Here is a 17,640-nt window from a genome sequence, read left to right on the forward strand (position 1 = left end):
AGAAATTTCTTAATCTAGAAGCGTACAGGAAATAGGGAGGGTACAAAAAGTGAAAAAGAAAAAGATGAAAAAACTAACAGCAGTCGTAGCACCAGTTTTAGCAATGAGTATGGCATTAACAGCATGTTCTACATCAGGTGATGATAAGAAAGCAAGTACGAATTCAAGCGGAAGTGATAGCAAATCAGGTGAAAAATTAGCAGCAAAACAAGTGCTGAATCGTACAGAAACAAACGAAATTCCAACAATGGATACATCAAAAAATACAGACACTCTTGGATCGCAAATTTTAGGGAATACAATGGAAGGGTTATATCGCCTTGATAAAGATAATAAGCCAATCCCAGCTGCAGCTGAATCAAGCACGAAAAGTGAGGATGGGAAAAAATATACATTTAAGCTTCGTAAAGATGCAAAATGGTCAAACGGTGATCCAGTAACAGCGAAAGACTTCGTGTTTGCATGGCAACGGTTAGTGGATCCAAAGACAGCTGCAGAATATGCATTTATTGCGTACCCTATTAAAAATGCAGAAGCAATCAGTCAAGGAAAAGCAGAAGTTTCAACATTAGGTGTAAAGGCAGTTGACGATTATACACTTGAAGTTGAACTAGATAGTCCAGTACCATACTTCTTAAATTTAACAGCATTCCCATCGTATTATCCATTAAATGAAAAGTTTGTAAAGGAAAAAGGAGATAAATACGGTTTAGAATCTGATACAGTCGTTTACAATGGGCCGTTTGTTTTAACAGATTGGAAGCATGAAGAGGGCTGGAAGTTGAAGAAAAATGATAGTTATTGGGATAAAAAGAATGTGAAGTTAGACGAAATTAATTATAGTGTTGTAAAAGATATGGCAACTCGTGTAAATCTATATGATAGCGGCCAAATTGACTTCACTTTATTAAGTGGGGAGTTTGTTGATAAATATAGAGCGAAAGAAGGAGAATTTGGCGTATATTCGGAACCAAGTACGTTCTTCTTACGTTTAAATCAAAAACGTGCTGGTCAAGATACGCCGCTAAAGAGCAAGAAATTACGTGAAGCAATTGCGCTGTCCATTAATAAAAAGGATTTAGCAAATGTAATTTTAAATGATGGTTCTAAACCAGCTGACTTCTTAGTACCAAAAGGGTTAGCGACTGGACCGGACGGTAAAGATTTCCAAGAAACATTTAAAAACGGTCTAAAACACGACACGAAAAAAGCAGCGGCAGCTTGGGAAGAAGCAAAGAAAGAGCTTGGTAAAGATCAAGTGACACTTGAATTTTTAAACTATGATACAAGTAATGCGAAAAAAGTTGGTGAATATGTAAAAGATCAAATCGAGAAAAATTTAAAAGGTGTAACAGTAAATATTAAAATGCAGCCATTTAAACAAAAGCTAAAATTAGAAACTGAGCAAGATTATGATTTCTCATATGGTGGTTGGAACCCAGATTATGCGGATCCAATGACATTCTTAGATATGTTTGAGTCTAATCATTCTCATAACCAAATGAGCTTCTCAGATTCTAAGTATGATGAAATCATTAATAAGGCATCAACGGAATTAATGGCGGATGCGAAGAAACGTTGGGAAGAGTTAGGGAAAGCAGAAAAACTGTTGCTTGAAGAAGATGTAGCGCTTGTACCATTACATCAAAATGCTAGATCGTATGTAATGAAACCAAACGTAAAAGGTGTTGTGAAACATAACATCAGTCCAGAATACAGCTTTAAGTGGGCTTACGTAACAGAAGAAAATAGTAAGTAATAAAGAGAGAAAAGCATTTCTACAAGTAGTATATCTACTTTTGGAGATGCTTTTTTCTATGTAGTGAATCTTGCTAAAAGATACGCTAGTTAATAGAAGGCGATGGTGATAGGAATACCGTATATAAAGTATTTTAATATTAGCTTAAATAACGAGGAATTAATTGGCGTCATATAGTGAATGGCGGATTTTGTAAAGTAGTGTAACTAAAATATATGCTCATTATAGTAGAAAATACTTTTGAGATTAAAAAAATAACTTTACAAAACATAAAAAAACAGTAGAATATTAATTAATAAGAATTTTCTGATAATATATTATATATCAGAAAAATGACAAGGGTATCATCGTACATATAATTAGGGAGGGTATACAAATGAAAAAGATGAAGAAGTTAACTGCGGTTGTAGCACCAGTTTTAGCAATGAGCATGGCATTATCTGCATGTTCGGGGTCAGGCGGAGATAAGAAGACAAGTACAACGTCTAATAGTGGTGAAGACAAGAAATCTAGTATTAAATATGCAGCAAAGCAAGTACTAAATCGTACAGAAAATCAGGAAATTCCAACAATGGATACTTCGAAATCAACAGATACACTTGGAGCGCAAATTTTAGGAAATACGATGGAAGGACTATATCGGCTTGATAAAGATAATAAACCAATCCCAGCTGCGGCAGAATCTAGTACGAAAAGTGAAGATGGTAAAAAATATACATTTAAGCTTCGCAAAGATGCAAAATGGTCAAATGGTGATCCAGTAACGGCGCATGATTTCGTATTCGCATGGAAGCGCTTACTAGCTAAAGAGACAGCTGCCGAATATGCATTTATTGCTTACTACATTAAAAACGCAGAAGCAATTAATAAAGGACAAGCAGATGCATCGACATTAGGTGCAAAAGTAGTAGATGACTATACACTTGAGGTAGAATTAGAAAAACCTGTTCCATATTTCTTAAATTTAATGGCTTTCCCATCGTATTACCCATTAAATGAAAAATTTGTAAAAGAAAAAGGAGATAAATTCGGTTTAGAGGCGGATACAGTTTTATATAACGGACCGTTCGTTATGTCAGAGTGGAAGCATGAGCAAGGTTGGAAATTGAAGAAAAACGATAATTATTGGGATAAAAAGAGTGTGAAACTAGAAGAAATTAATTATAGTGTTGTAAAAGAAGTAGCTACAAAAGTGAACTTATATGATACTGACGCAATTGACTTTACATTATTATCAGGAGAGTTTGTTGATAAATACAAACCTAAGAAAGATGAATATGGTGAGTATGCAGAATCAAGTACTTTCTTCTTACGTTTAAATGAAAAACGTGGTGGTCAAGATACGCCGCTGAAAAATAAAAAGTTACGTGAAGCAATTGCGTTATCAATTGATAAAAAAGGTTTAGCAAATGTTATCTTAAACAATGGATCCAAACCAACGGATCAATTAGTACCAAAAGGACTAGCAAAAGGGCCAGATGGTAAAGATTTCACAGAGACATTTAAAAATGGTTTAAAGCAAGACACGAAAAAAGCAGCCGCAGCATGGGAAGAAGCGAAAAAAGAGCTTGGTAAAGACCAAGTGGCAATTGAATTGTTAAGTTATGATGATGGAACAGCGAAAAAAGTTGCTGATTATGTAAAAGACCAAATTGAGAAAAATTTAAAAGGTGTAACAATTAATACGAAAATCCAGCCATTTAAACAGAAGCTAAAACTAGAGACAGAGCAAGACTATGAAATCTCTTACGCAGGTTGGAGCCCAGACTATGCGGATCCAATGACATTTATCGATATGTTTGAAACGAAGAGCTCATACAATCAAATGAGTTATTCCAATCCAAAATACGATGAAATGGTTAAACAAGCAGGAAATGAATTATTGTCTGATGTGAAAAAACGTTGGGAAGTGCTAGGAAAAGCAGAGAAATTATTGCTTGAAGAAGATGTAGCGATGATTCCTTTATATCAAAGAGGAAATGCGTATGTAATGAAACCAAATGTAAAAGGAATTGTAAAACATAATATCAGCCCAGAGTACAGCTTCAAGTGGGCGTATGTAGAGGAAAAAGGCGGAAAATAATATGAGTTAGAAAAGCATCTCCAGAGGTAAGTACACTACTTTTGGAGGTGCTTTTTCATGGGAAGAAACTTGTTAATCAATTTCAATTGATTAAGAGTGGAAGAAAAAATAAAGGAAAGTCTTACATTCAAATGCTTTATAACGAGAAAGAAGCATATATAATAGCGCTTAAAAAAATAGAAAAGAATAAGAAGGTTTTGATGCTCATATAGTAGATGGGGAGAATCTTGTAATTGTGCTATTAAAAAGTGAATTATTATTATAGAAAAATTATTTTCGGAATTTTATAAAAATAAACTTTACAAACTCGAAAAAAACAGTAGAATATTAATTAATAAGAATCTTCTGATAACTTAATAGGTATCAGGATATCTCTCGAGAGTAGCATCGTACATATAAATTAGGGAGGGGACACAAATGAAAAAGGTGAAGAAACTAACAGCGGTTGTAGCACCAGTTTTAGCGGTAAGTATGGCATTATCGGCATGCTCAGGATCAGGTGGGGATAAGAAGACAGGTACGTCGTCTAATAGTGAGGAAGAGAAAAAATCTGATATTAAATATGCAGCAAAACAAGTGCTAAATCGTACAGAAACAAATGAAATTCCAACAATGGATGTTACGAAAAATACGGATACACTTGGATCACAAATTTTAGGGAATACAATGGAAGGCCTATATCGCCTTGATAAAGATAATAAGCCAATCCCAGCTGTCGCAGAATCTAGTACGAAAAGCGAGGATGGAAAAAAATATACATTTAAACTTCGAAAAGATGCAAAATGGTCAAACGGTGACCCAGTAACAGCGAAAGATTTCGTGTATGCATGGCAGCGGTTAGTAGATCCAAATACAGCTGCAGAGTACGCATTTATTGCATACTACATTAAAAATGCAGAAGCAATCAATCAAGGAAAGGCGGAAGTATCTACACTAGGGGCAAAAGCAGTAGATGATCACACACTTGAAGTAGAACTAGAAAGAGCAACACCTTACTTCTTAAATTTAACGGCGTTTGTATCATATTACCCATTAAATGAAAAGTTCGTAAAAGAAAAAGGGGAGAAATTCGGTTTAGAATCTGATACAACACTTTACAACGGACCATTCGTGTTAACAGACTGGAAACATGAAGAGGGCTGGAAACTGAAGAAAAATGATAGTTATTGGGATAAAAAGACTGTAAAATTAGAGGAAATTAACTACAGTGTTGTAAAAGATGCAGCGACTCGAGTGAATCTATATGATAGTGGTCAAATTGATTTTGCTTTATTAAGTGGAGAATTTGTTGATAAATATAGAAATAACAAAGAAGAGTTTGGAACATATTCGGAACCAAGTACGTTCTACTTACGTTTAAACCAAAAACGTGCTGGCCAAGATACACCACTAAAGAGCAAAAAATTACGTGAAGCAATTGCATTGTCCATTAATAAAAAGGATTTAGCAAATGTAATTTTAAATGATGGTTCTAAACCCGCGGATTATTTAGTACCAAAAGGATTAGCGGCTGGTCCTAATAGTAAAGATTTCCAAGAGACGTTTAAAAATGGGTTAAAACCGGATGCAAAAAAAGCAGCGGCAGCATGGGAAGAAGCGAAGAAAGAGCTTGGTAAAGATCAAGTAACGCTTGAATTTTTGAACTATGATACAAGTAATGCAAAAAAAGTTGGAGAATATGTAAAAGACCAAATTGAGAAAAACTTAAAAGGTGTAACAGTTAATATTAAAATGCAGCCATTTAAACAAAAGCTAAAATTAGAATCTGAGCAAGATTATGATTTCTCTTACGCTGGCTGGAATCCAGACTATGCGGATCCAATGACATATTTGGATATGTTTGAATCAACAAACTCTCAAAATCAGATGAGTTATTCGAATCCAAAATATGATGAAATGATTAACAAAGGTAAGACAGAGTTAATGGCAGATGCGAAGAAACGTTGGGAAGAGTTAGGAAAGGCTGAAAAACTGTTGCTTGAAGAGGATGTAGCGCTTGTACCGTTATATCAAAATGCTAGATCGTATGTAATGAAACCAAACGTAAAAGGAGTCGTAAAACATAACATCAGTCCAGAATACAGCTTCAAGTGGGCTTATGTAACAGAGGAAAAGTAAGTAACGAAGAAAAAAGCATTTCTAAGGAGAAATAACTCTACCTTAGAAATGCTTTTTTAGTTTGCACCGTTTTTTATTTGCATGAATATAGCTAATGTAGAAAAAATGAAGGAGAGTCCTATGAAAAGGAACGTATATATTGATTTTTTAGCTTATTACGGAATTGGAAGTGCACACCCTGGCGGTTTTACGTTAACGAAACAGTTATTGGAACAGTTGCCATTACATCGTGAAGCAAATGTGCTTGAAATAGGATGCGGAACAGGGCGGACGGCAGCTTACATGAAAAAACGATTTGGTTGCAATGTAACGGCAATTGAAAATAATGAAATCATGATCCAAAAGGCAAAAGATAGATGGTTACAAGAGCAATTACCCATTGAACTGATTAAAGGGAATGCGGAACAGTTGCCATTTTTAAATGAGCAATTTGACCTTGTATTAGGAGAATCTGTACTTGCTTTTACAAACAAAGAGCAGGTGATTCCTGAATGTTATCGTGTCTTGCAAAAGAACGGGAAACTTGTGGTCATTGAAATGATCATTGAGAAGCATTTAACAAAAGAAGAAGAGGATAAAATAATACAATTATATGGAATAAAGGAGTTACAAACAGAAACGGAATGGATTGATGTATTCCAAATGACCAAATTTAAACGAATAACGATTGTAGGTGGAGGAACGATTGCAGAGACAGTTGCAGGACATATGGAGCAGCCAGAATGGAACTTGTCACATTTTATTCCGGCCGAATTGTATGATGCATGGGTACAGCACGAGCAAGTATTGCAAATGTACCAACATATTTTAGGGCATCGTGTATTTATTTGTGAAAAATAAAAAGCAGACTAAAAAATCTGCTTCATTTATTCGTGTATGGTAGGGTAATCCTATTTCATTATTTTTGAAAAAGGAGTTGACTAAAAAACAAAGTCATCTCCTTTGTATATTAGATGAAAAATAATGCTGCTAAAGCAATACCGAAAATAAATCCAAAAGCTAATTCAATGGCGCCACTTCCGCAAAATCCTCTACCACAACCTCTATCAAAACCAAATCCACAACGGTTACATTGACGTAATCCACCACAAAAGTCACAGCCGCCATTTGCATATGCATCATAGTATCCAAAACCGGTATCAAAAGATGGACGATGAAACGGCTCAATCCAAACAGAATCATCTGTTACGTCAACTATTTTACCTAGATGAATATAACCATCGCGATCTTCAATTCGTACAACTTTACCAAAATAACGTCGGCAAGTATTATAACATTTTTGACGATGCACGTTCTTTCCTCCTTCCGTGTTACAGTAATACGATATGTTAACAGGACAAGTACGGCTTGTACGATTGACCTAAGTTTCATAATTGTTGCGAGAAAGGGAAAAGATAAGGGGAGAGTGTATGTGGAAAAGGAGTGGGACATATGGAACCTAAAGATCAATTTCAAACATATGAAGTTCCTTGGAATGAATTTACAAACGCCCTTCGTAGTGAAATGGAAAAGCAAATAGGGGCAGATATTATCGATAGGATTGTTTGTGATTTAGCAGATGGATTTGAAGTGTATACATATATACAAGGAGATTTGGATTTTGAATATGAAGAGGTACTTGAACGGAAATTTGGAAGTGATGGGGAAATCCCCAACTTGTTAACAGTTATGTTATTAGCAAGTATTTATCATACAAGCGAAGAGAATATCCGCCTGCACGCGGATCGTAAAGACAATCCTATTGTTGAAGTATATGTGAAGCAATAAAAACACGCTGTTATAGGCGTGTTTTTTATTTGGATGATAAGATGATAGAAGATTCTAACTTTTGGGAGGGAGGAAATGGTTTTGCAGTTATGTTTGATGATGATGGATTTATATTAACTTTGATGAAAGGGAAAGAGGTACAGTATCCTAAAACATTTCATGTGGGATTTCCACAAGAAAATGAAGAACAGGTGAATAAGATTAATCAACGTTTGAAGTACTTTGCTAATTAAACAGTATAAACCTTTATCATAATAACCAAAGGCGTAATTGCTGAATACTTAAATAGAAAAGAATCCAACTTTTTTGTAAGAATTTTCTGCATGGAATGTATTAAGAGCCTGTTTTGATCATTTTCTTTTCAAAACAGGTTTCTTAATATTATAAAAAACAAACGCTATAAGACGTACAATCAATCAAAATTTACAAGAGGGTGGTCACCAAAATGGCTTTTTTATTTTAGTAATATTGTCTACATAATAAAATTATAGAAACTCGTTTATCCGAAAATACAAGTCATATATCTTGTTTCTTTTCATAAATTTAAACATAGGAATTTGTCTACAAAGGTGGCGAAGCCTCATCATGAAGATTCGAATCTGTGCCACATTCATCTTTTTTCTATTATCGTGTTTGAATCCTTTTTCAACTTTTGCAAAAGGAGAGGAGGCAAAAGAAAGGGTCGTTTCACTTGTATATGATGATTCTGGCAGCATGAGAAATAACGATCGCTGGAAGTATGCCAATTACGCTTTGCAAAGTTTAGTTGCATTATTAGATGAAAAAGATAGCTTTTCATATGTTCCAATGAGTCGTCCTACTGAAGCAATTAGTGTCGGCTTAATGAATAAAAAAAGGCAAACAGAAATTGATCAAATTGGAGCATGGAAGAATTATTTAAATACGCCGTTTAGCGCAGTAGAGACCGCGATGCAATCTATTAAAAAGGAAGCAGACATAAATGGAAAACGTGAATTTTGGCTTATTGTATTAACTGACGGGGCATTTAATGAATTAGAAAAAGAAAAGACTGGCGGTAAAGAACAAATCACGCAGAAACTGGAACAATTTAAAAAAGAAATGGAAGCGAAAAAAATATCATTGCATCCAGTTTTAATAACAATGGAAGAAAACTTAGGACAGCAAGAACAACAACAGATGAATACGTTCAAAGAAATTTGGAAGCAAAAAATAAATGGTATCATCATGCCGACGAGTGGGGAAGATGGAGTCATTCAAAGTGTAAATCAAGCAGCTGCCTTGGTTGCGAATCGAGATCCGTTTTCTTCTGTTGAATCTGTCGTGAAAACAAATATATCTGGTAATAAATTAGAGATTACTACGCCATTCCCATTAAAGCGAATGACGTTCGTACAACAATCTACTAACGCATCGCAATATCGGATAGAACAACTTTCTAAACCATTAGAAGTACAATCGTCCTTTTCGATTCACGCACCAGGAGAAGCAAAATTATATGGTGGTATTACTCATATCGGTGCTACGAACCATAAAGTAATTAACCCAGGGACATACAAATTAGAAATTGATAGAGATATTGTGAAAGAAGGATTGAAAGTACTTGTTGAACCAGCACTTGACTATACCGTTTCTACTTATGATAAAGAGGATAAAGCGAAAAAAAACGTTGAGAAAATGTATGAGGGAACGAAAGCAGTTATTGAAGCGAAACCGACAGATTTACCAATTCAATCTTCTTATTTCCAAGCAGAAATAGAACTAGATGGAAAGCTGTATCCAATGAAATGGGATAATAAAAGAAGCCTATTCTACTATGAGACACAAGTTGGAAAACAGCCAGTACGTGGGAAAGTTCATATGAATATAAAAGGGTTTTACAGACAAACGAGAGAGTTCCGAATCGATCCGATGCCAAAGGCAAAGTTGTCTTTGCAGGTCATAACGAAAGATTATGAGGAGAAGGTGACGAATTTAGAAAAGAGTAAACCGTTTGTGTTGCAGCCATTACTAAATGGTGAACCAATGACAGAAGTGGAGGTAAAGAAACTACTGCAATCTACTGGTGTTACATCTCATCAATCGATCAACTACGAACTGCGGCAACATGACAATCAAATTTATGTGTATCCTCGTCCTTACTACTCCGATACATTCAATTTTACAGATACCGGCACCATAGAAGCTACCATCACTATAAACGATTCAAGGTTACAAGAAGTAAAGAAAACGATTTCGTTTCATATTCAAAATGCACCATTCTGGGAACGTTATGCGCTAATTTTTCAATTTGTAATCCCAGTTGCATTCCTACTTTTGCTGGTTGCGATTCTTATTTTAGGGTGGATTGTCCGGCCAAGGTTTCATCGGAAAGCAATGTTGTACTACGAATGGGATCAAGAAGTAGCGAAAGATTGGCTGTATCAATCTGAACCAGAATTACTAAGAAACAAATGGTGGAAACATTATTTTGGTATTCCATTTCGAGCAGAACGAAAGACGATACAATCCGTAACCTTTATAGCGAAAAAAGGTTCAAAGTCTATATTTGTAGCAAAGGAATCACAAGTGATCGGTATGATCATTGACGGTATGTTTATAACAGAGGAAGACGCTGGAAATGAGCATAAAACATTATATCCGAATGAAATTTTACTGATTGATCGTGGATATGGAAAAGAAATCTATCGATACGAATGTGAATAATAGAGGAAGTTCAAAAAGTCCGGTAAAGATAGCTGTCGTATTTCTTCGTGACGTTGCCAGTCCGGTACTCATGTAGTTTTCAGCTACACTCCGTATTCAGCTGGCGTCTGCGCCTTGAACTACTTGGCTCTCTTTATCTTCCTTTTTGAACACGCACTTATAGGAAGGTGGTTCACATGACATTACAAGTTCCCACAATTTTAATTGGTTTAGGTGGAATCGGTAGTACTGTTACACATCAAATATATGAAAAATTGCCAGAGGAACGACGTAAAAAGGTAGCAATGCATGTCTTTGACACAGATGTGAATACATTAAGTAAATTTGAGCATATTCGTAAGTTCAAGACACAAACTAGCTCTAGTAAAACACCGCGAGAATATATTGCGGGGGATCCGACGATTCCAGAATGGTTTCCGATGGACCCTACAATTCTAGATAAACCATTAACAGAAGGAGCTGGCCAACTCCGTGTGATTTCACGCTTAGCCCTTCGGGCAGCGATGAAAGAAGATAAATTGACTGCTTTTTGGCAAGAAATCGAAAAGATTTTTCCTGTCACAAGTGATCAAACAGAGTATGGTGTTCGCGTTATTATCGTTACATCATTAGCTGGTGGTACCGGTTCAGGTATGTTCTTACAAATTGCATTGTATTTACGCGAAATGCTTCGAAAAAAATTACAACATCATAACATTTTAATACGGGGTGCATTTTTAATGCCAGATGCACTTGTTAAGACGCGCACCGTTAGTGCGAAAGAATTTGAAACTGTGCAGGCAAACGGTTACGCGTCATTAAAAGAGTTGCATGCAATTACACTTGGTTCAACAGGTGAATTATCAAAGCGGGGCGGTGTAACAATTGAACTAGAGTATCGTCCGGATCAAGTGGATGAAGACGGGAGAACGAATCATACAATTAAAGAACATCATTTACCATATAATTATTGTTTCTTATATGATTATGAAAATTTACATGGTCATCATTTACACAATCTATCAGATTACATGGAACAAATGACAAACACGATTTATTTACAGCTATTTAGTCCGATGTCCACAAGTCATTTTGCACAAGAAGATAATCAAATTCAGCAGTTGGCAGAATCGAATGGAAAAGCACGTTATTGCGGTGCTGGAACGGCAAAGCTCATTTATCCATATGAGCATGTTTTAAAATATTGTGCCTTGAAATGGGCTGTGCAAGGATTAGATGAATCATGGCTCCATTTAGATCAATTGTTTCAAGAGAAAAAACAGCGGTATGAGCAAGATGTTCGCCGTGGTATGCAGCGTGAAAAGCCAGAGCGAGGGAAAAGTTATTTAGAAGATTTAGAGCATCTTGCCACTCGTCCGGAGCAAGCGCATATTTTCTATAGACAAATGTATAATGAAACACGCGAAGGTGCAGAGGGAGGTAAGGTTGGCGTTGCGAAATCCAAGTTGTTTTTAGAAGCAGTTGAAAGTTATGTACAGCGTACTGTACAAAAAGACGAAGAGTTAAATAGGTTACAGCATGAATGTAAAATATCTGCTGCAAAGCTTAAAATGATGGAGCAAATGAAGGGGGAAGTGGCGAGAGTTGATCATGCAGTTCGGTTATATGCATACGCGATTCCAAGTCGTGTACATGAACATGTGACGACGCTTTTGTATGACATGATAGAATCGGATCGATATGCACCTAGTGGTTCAGAAGGACAGTCATATCAACTAAATACGTGGTTTTTAAAGAAAACAGAAGCTGTTCATCCAGTGGCTGCTCGTTTTATGCTATATGAAATTCGGAAGCAATTAGTAGAGAAGATGAATCGCTTACATGAGAATAATGAACAGAAGCGTAATTTAATTCAAAACTACGATAAGAAATTTAATGTAAGTAATATTGATGGTACAGTAACAGCAGTGCGCCGCGTTGAACTGGCGCAGCAGCAAGGTTGGTTTGGAAAGGTGTTCTACAATCAGCAGCGTACATTCCGAAAAGAATTTGAAGATATAGTCACGCAATATGTGCATAAGTTGAATGAATATCGTAAAGAAATGTTACTTGAACTCGTTTATCAATCCTTATATCAAGCAGTAAATAAAATGATCCAACATTGGGAAAGGTTCTTTGATAATTTACAAGAGACACGTGAAAATTTGCTGTTTGAAATTCAAAAACGAAGCAAAGAATTTGAAGGGAAAACAAATCCAACAAATGTATATGTATTAGCAGATGAAAAGCTACAAGAAAGAATATGGGAAGATATGCAGCAACATTTAAATTTAGGTGTGCTTCCCAAGGATATATCAGCGGAGATTTATATGAGCTTGTATGCGGAATATTGTCGTGATACACAAGCGGAAGAAAGTCAATCTAAGAAGGTAGAGGATTTTTATCGGGAGCACATTTTAACGTATTGCTATGCCGAACTTCAAGTGCGATATCGTGACAAACTAGAGCTTAATATTATTGAAGCATTGCGAAAAGAAGCGGATTTTAAAAAACGTGATCGTAATGAGTATGTGAGAGAAAAAATTGAAGACCTTTTCCATTTAGCAAGTCCATTTATTCCGAAAGTAGCCCATCATCGTGAGTTACAATATTGGGGGGTACATCCTTCACTAAAACAGGAACTACAAGAAGAACTATTGCAAGAAATGTTTCAAGAAAAAGATACAGTGAATGAAGCATTTTCACCATTTGAAGTAATTTGTTACCGAGCACATTATGGATTGTCGTTACAAGATTTTCCTAAGCTTTCATCTGGACATCTTGCAAATGGTTTTATGAATGATAAAGGTGACTATTTTCAGTCTTATTATCGCCGCGTGAATAAATTAAATATCAAAAAATCGAATTTAACACCACATTTAGATAAATATTGGCACTTACCAGCCTTTATGCCGGACTTAAATGCAACGCAGACCAAGTTAGATTATGATAAATGTAATCGTGCTCTTCTTTATGCATATATGTATCGGTGGATTAGTCTTGTTGCTGTCGATGGTCAATTTGTATATCAATACAATGGTGTAGGTCGCAGCTTTTTAATTCAGTCAATGGGAAAAAATATTTCAAGCGAAAGCTATAAATTGCATCGCGCATTGCTTCATAATCCGTTTATTTATGAAAATATTTTGTCACGTTTTGAAGAAGAGCAGGAAAAAGCAATGCTCCAAGGTGGGCATTTGTATACACAAGTCTTTGTGTTAGGTGCTCAAGATGTAAGATGGCTTCGCAAAGAGCATGTTCATAATATTTTAGATATCATTTTAATGTATGACCGTGAGGCAAAGTATGATCCAACGCTAGAAGAAACATCAGATGAATTATTGCGTTTACTTCTAGATGAGATAAGGCTGTATTTTCAAAGTTATTATGGTACGGGTGCAGAAATGGTGGCAAAGAAAGAAGCAGAGACGTTTGTAAAACAGCTATGGGACCGTTCGTATGCAAAAGGTTATGTGGATCCCAATAGTGCGCCTTATAAAAAGTGGCAACATGCATTACATGTTCAAGATGAGGAACAAGACACAAAAACGAATGTATAGCATGAAGATAGGGAACCCTTAATTATGTCAATACTATTTTTGAAAAGAGGGGTTCAGATGCCGTTTTTAGGAAGCGTGTATCAAATATTTGGATTATATCCAGAGATTTATCATGCGATGATTTCGATGGAAATGCAGGAAGAAGAATTACGTAATGAGCATGTGGAAAAGAGCGATGTGGAAATAGAAATGGAAGATTAAAAAAGCCATGCAGATTTCATCTGCATGGCTTTTTAATGATTTGTTTTCGGGGAACTAGTAATGTATTTCATCCGGAATATATAAATGAAATAACCGATACATCCCCCAATAATTGCAGGACAAATCCAGCCTAAACCTGCATCGTATAAAGGAAGAATTTTAGAAAAAGTAACATTGATTACTTGAATAGGTATATTTGCTGCATTTAGTCCATCGAACAAACTAACGACAAAAGTTAGGAATAAGCTCCATTGATATACCTCTGTTCGTCCTTTAAAGATAGGGTGTAAAAATGTTAATACAATGAGCATAATTGCCAGTGGATATATTGCTGTAAGTACTGGTACAGAAATCGCAATTAATTCCGTTAATCCAAGGTTTGCAATAAATGTGCTAAAAACAGAAAGCATAACAGCAAATGTTTTATAAGATATTTTCGGGAATACTTTATGGAAGTATGAAGAGCATGATGTTACAAGCCCAACACTTGTTGTTAAGCAGGCGACAGTAATCATTAAGCCTAATAATAAGTTCCCCAAAGAACTAAAATAATAATTAGCTACTTTTGCTAATACTTCACCGCCATTTGTTAGATGTCCTAGTTTAGACACGCTAGCGGCTCCCATATAAGAGAGAGAAGTATAGACAATCGTTAATACAATTGCCGCAATACCAGCAGCTTTTGCGCAAACGCTCACTATTTCTTTTTTATCATAAGTACCCTTCTCTTTTATAGCATTGATAATAATAATGCCAAATACAAAAGATGCAAGTGTATCCATTGTTAAGTAACCTTCTTGGAAACCTTTAAAAAAAGAATTGTTCACAAATTCTTTTGCAGGTGCCTGAATAGGACCGATTGGTTGAACAAACGCTGCAACTACTAAAATCCCGATGAATGTAAGTTTGATAGGTGTTAAAAGTTTTCCAACAACATCTACAATTTTCGTTGGATTAAAGGAGAACCAACATGTAATACTAAAGAAAATGATTGTGAAAATAAGTAATGCAATCGTTTCTGTGCCGTTAGATAAAAATGGTTTTACACCTATTTCAAAAGAAACACTTCCAGCTCTAGGGAGTGCAAATAACGGGCCGATTGCTAAATAAAGAATAAAGGTGTACACAGTACTGAACCAAGGGTGAACACGATTCGCTAATGTTTGTAAATCATCGCTACCAGAAATGCCAAATGCTAGAACTCCTAATAAAGGAAGACCTACTCCTGTAATTAGAAATCCAGCAGTAGCCATCCACACATTATGCCCAGCTGCTTGTCCTAACATAGCTGGGAAAATTAAATTTCCAGCACCAAAAAACAGTGCAAATAACATAAGACCGATTACAAGAACACGAGAAAAGGGTGCTTTATTTGCCAACTTAAAACCTCCATTGAAATAATTCTTAAAAATACCATAATATCACATAGAAAATTCTGAATTTTAAAATTGTTATATTCACAACGTTTTTAATTATACTAATATGAATTTTATATAGCAACAAAAAATTTATTATTTTGAATTAATAATAAAGAATAAATTTATGATTTGAAACTTAAATCATGCAAATAATAGAGTTAAGATACAATCAAGTGACTATTGTTTTTATTTCACAAAAATAATTTTATTTATGAGATAGTTGAATGCATATGTATCTTGTAGGGGAGAGTGAATGAAGTTTTAATATTAGAAAAATAAATCAAGAGATATACCTGGTGATGATTGGAATTTAAAGATTTAGTTTGTGAAATAATACTCTTTGTTACATAATTATCCATTAGAAAATGAGTGGTCTTATTATTGACAATTGAATTAATTATATGATAAATTCAATCCTGTTTCGTAGTGATGCATCATTTGAAAGAATATCATATAGATAATTTTTAATGTATATTTTAAATTTTCTGTATTTTTAAAAACATCAAGTTTAGAAAAAAGTAAAATTTATAGTTATTGAAAAATAATAATTATAAAAACTCGAAAACGGAATAGAAGAGGTTGTACTTAGTAAGGGATTATATTGAAAACGAGGTTTTTACTAATGAGTCTACTAATTAAAAAGGAAATGAATGAAGAAAAGAAAAGAGTATTGAACCAAACGTTAGGAGCATTTGACTTAACTCTTTTAGGAATCGGGGCAATTATTGGAACTGGTATTTTTGTATTAACAGGTATTGTGGCAGCGAAACATGCTGGCCCAGCAATTGTTCTATCTTTCGTATTGGCTGCAATCGTTTGTGCCTGCGTGGCATTTTGTTATGCTGAATTTGCTTCTACTGTTCCAGTATCCGGTAGTGTATATTCTTACACATATATTACGTTAGGAGAAATTTTTGCTTTTATAGTTGGTTGGTGTGTCATGTTAGAGTATTTATTAGCAACCTCTGCGGTAGCAGCTGGATGGTCCGCTTATTTTCAATCATTACTTTTAGGATTTCATATTAAGATTCCTGCTCTTTTTGCTTCGGCACCGGGCATGGGAAAAGGTGGAATCATTGATTTACCTGCAGTTTTTATTATTTTAGTTGTTACATTTTTATTAAGTCGTGGTGCGAAAGAAAGTGCCCGTATTAACAATATAATGGTTATTATTAAAATTGCAGTTATTTTAGGGTTTATTATTGTAGGTGGACAATATGTAAAACCAGAGAACTGGCAACCATTTCTTCCGTTTGGATTTCACGGTGTTATTGGCGGGGCGGCTACTGTATTTTTTGCCTTTTTGGGTTTTGATGCAGTAGCTACAGCAGCTGAAGAAGTAAAACGCCCGCAACGCAATGTCCCAATCGGTCTTCTTGTATCGTTATGTATCTGTACAATTCTTTATATTGGTGTTTCGTTTATTTTAACAGGAATGATACCATTTACTGAATTGAATGTAGCTGATCCAGTTGCATATGCATTACGTGCTGTAGGAGAGGAGAAAATTGCAGGTTTGTTATCAGTAGGAGCCATTGCTGGTTTAACTACAGTTCTTTTAGTAGCGATGTTTGCTTTTATACGGGTATCTTATTCAATGAGTCGCGATGGATTACTTCCAAAGAAGCTTTCAAGTGTGCATAAACGTTTTCAAACACCATTCCTTAATACATGGATTACAGGAATTCTCGCAGCACTTTTAGCTGGACTTGTAGATTTGAATTTATTGGCGAATTTAGTGAATATGGGAACGATAACAGCTTTTATATTTGTATCTATTGCTGTAATTGTACTGCGTAAAACAAAACCAAATATTAAAAGACCATTTCGTGCACCATTGGTTCCTTTTTTACCAATAATGTCAATAATAAGTTGTATGTATTTAGCTTTAAACCTTTCTCAAGTAACTTTAATCAGTTTTATGGTTTGGATTATGATAGGTATTTTCGTTTATTTTGTGTATGCTAAAAAACATAGCAATATAAGAAAAGGAAATAGCGCATAAAGTGTAACAATCATCCTCTAAGACTGGTTGTTAGCTCTCATCAATTTTAGTTTTTACTGTACGCG

General features: G+C 35.2%; 11 protein-coding genes and 1 pseudogene. 10 read left to right on the plus strand and 2 right to left on the minus strand.

Annotated features, from left to right (window positions below; translation table 11 throughout):
- The first annotated feature begins 49 nt into the window (after positions 1-49).
- The 4 genes from Y7E_RS0111940 to Y7E_RS0111960 all read left to right on the plus strand — a co-directional run bounded on the left by Y7E_RS0111940 (position 50) and on the right by Y7E_RS0111960 (position 6,800).
- Entirely contained in the window at positions 50-1,759 is a 1,710-nt protein-coding gene (locus Y7E_RS0111940) for a peptide ABC transporter substrate-binding protein (protein WP_017151485.1), read from the plus strand.
- 370 nt (positions 1,760-2,129) lie between these two features.
- Positions 2,130-3,842 carry a peptide ABC transporter substrate-binding protein gene (locus tag Y7E_RS0111945; RefSeq protein ID WP_026049185.1) on the plus strand — a complete coding sequence of 571 codons (1,713 nt, stop codon included), beginning with the start codon at positions 2,130-2,132 and terminating at the stop codon, positions 3,840-3,842.
- 417 nt (positions 3,843-4,259) lie between these two features.
- Entirely contained in the window at positions 4,260-5,960 is a 1,701-nt protein-coding gene (locus Y7E_RS0111955; RefSeq protein ID WP_017151488.1) for a peptide ABC transporter substrate-binding protein, read from the plus strand.
- Between the two features lie 105 nt (positions 5,961-6,065).
- Positions 6,066-6,800 carry a class I SAM-dependent methyltransferase gene (locus tag Y7E_RS0111960; RefSeq protein ID WP_337460019.1) on the plus strand — a complete coding sequence of 245 codons (735 nt, stop codon included), beginning with the start codon at positions 6,066-6,068 and terminating at the stop codon, positions 6,798-6,800.
- A gap of 109 nt (positions 6,801-6,909) precedes the next feature.
- Here the strand turns inward: Y7E_RS0111960 and Y7E_RS0111965 are convergent, their stop codons facing one another.
- Positions 6,910-7,251, minus strand: a complete 342-nt coding sequence (locus tag Y7E_RS0111965) for a DUF5320 domain-containing protein (protein ID WP_017151490.1) — start codon at positions 7,249-7,251, stop codon at positions 6,910-6,912.
- 140 nt (positions 7,252-7,391) lie between these two features.
- Between Y7E_RS0111965 and Y7E_RS0111970 the strand changes: the two genes are divergently transcribed.
- From Y7E_RS0111970 to Y7E_RS0111990, 5 genes and pseudogenes are all read left to right on the plus strand, one after another.
- Complete coding sequence (locus tag Y7E_RS0111970; protein WP_017151491.1) at positions 7,392-7,727, plus strand: hypothetical protein; 336 nt, start codon at positions 7,392-7,394, stop codon at positions 7,725-7,727.
- A gap of 71 nt (positions 7,728-7,798) precedes the next feature.
- Positions 7,799-7,945, plus strand: a pseudogene (locus Y7E_RS29580) (VOC family protein); the annotation flags it as partial.
- Positions 7,946-8,312: 367 nt separating this feature from the next.
- Positions 8,313-10,412, plus strand: a complete 2,100-nt coding sequence (locus Y7E_RS0111980) for a vWA domain-containing protein (protein WP_017151493.1) — start codon at positions 8,313-8,315, stop codon at positions 10,410-10,412.
- 176 nt (positions 10,413-10,588) lie between these two features.
- Positions 10,589-13,951, plus strand: a complete 3,363-nt coding sequence (locus tag Y7E_RS0111985; RefSeq protein WP_017151494.1) for a tubulin-like doman-containing protein — start codon at positions 10,589-10,591, stop codon at positions 13,949-13,951.
- 57 nt (positions 13,952-14,008) lie between these two features.
- Positions 14,009-14,152: a hypothetical protein gene (locus Y7E_RS0111990; RefSeq protein ID WP_017151495.1), complete on the plus strand. Its 144-nt coding sequence runs from the start codon at positions 14,009-14,011 to the stop codon at positions 14,150-14,152.
- Positions 14,153-14,184: 32 nt separating this feature from the next.
- On the opposite strand, the gene brnQ is transcribed toward Y7E_RS0111990, so the two are convergent.
- A complete protein-coding gene (gene brnQ / locus Y7E_RS0111995; protein WP_017151496.1) occupies positions 14,185-15,531 on the minus strand; it encodes a branched-chain amino acid transport system II carrier protein in 1,347 nt (448 codons plus the stop codon).
- 661 nt (positions 15,532-16,192) lie between these two features.
- On the opposite strand from brnQ, the gene Y7E_RS0112000 reads away from it, so the two are divergent.
- The gene (locus tag Y7E_RS0112000; RefSeq protein WP_017151497.1) at positions 16,193-17,575 is read left to right on the plus strand and encodes an amino acid permease; all 1,383 of its coding nucleotides are present in this window, start codon (positions 16,193-16,195) and stop codon (positions 17,573-17,575) included.
- Positions 17,576-17,640 lie beyond the last annotated feature (65 nt).

It is taken from the genome of Bacillus bingmayongensis (genome assembly GCF_000299035.1).
In the GTDB taxonomy this organism is placed as follows: domain Bacteria; phylum Bacillota; class Bacilli; order Bacillales; family Bacillaceae_G; genus Bacillus_A; species Bacillus_A bingmayongensis.

Excerpts from the sequence above, each read along its gene's own strand:
- Y7E_RS0111985 (WP_017151494.1), top strand. The coding sequence starts at position 10,589 with ATGACATTACAAGTTCCCACAATTTTAATTGGTTTAGGTGGAATCGGT.
- Y7E_RS0111980 (WP_017151493.1), top strand. The coding sequence starts at position 8,313 with ATGAAGATTCGAATCTGTGCCACATTCATCTTTTTTCTATTATCGTGT.
- Y7E_RS0111990 (WP_017151495.1), top strand. The coding sequence starts at position 14,009 with ATGCCGTTTTTAGGAAGCGTGTATCAAATATTTGGATTATATCCAGAG.
- Y7E_RS0111970 (WP_017151491.1), top strand. The coding sequence starts at position 7,392 with ATGGAACCTAAAGATCAATTTCAAACATATGAAGTTCCTTGGAATGAA.
- Y7E_RS0111955 (WP_017151488.1), top strand. The coding sequence starts at position 4,260 with ATGAAAAAGGTGAAGAAACTAACAGCGGTTGTAGCACCAGTTTTAGCG.
- Y7E_RS0111960 (WP_337460019.1), top strand. The coding sequence starts at position 6,066 with ATGAAGGAGAGTCCTATGAAAAGGAACGTATATATTGATTTTTTAGCT.
- Y7E_RS0112000 (WP_017151497.1), top strand. The coding sequence starts at position 16,193 with ATGAGTCTACTAATTAAAAAGGAAATGAATGAAGAAAAGAAAAGAGTA.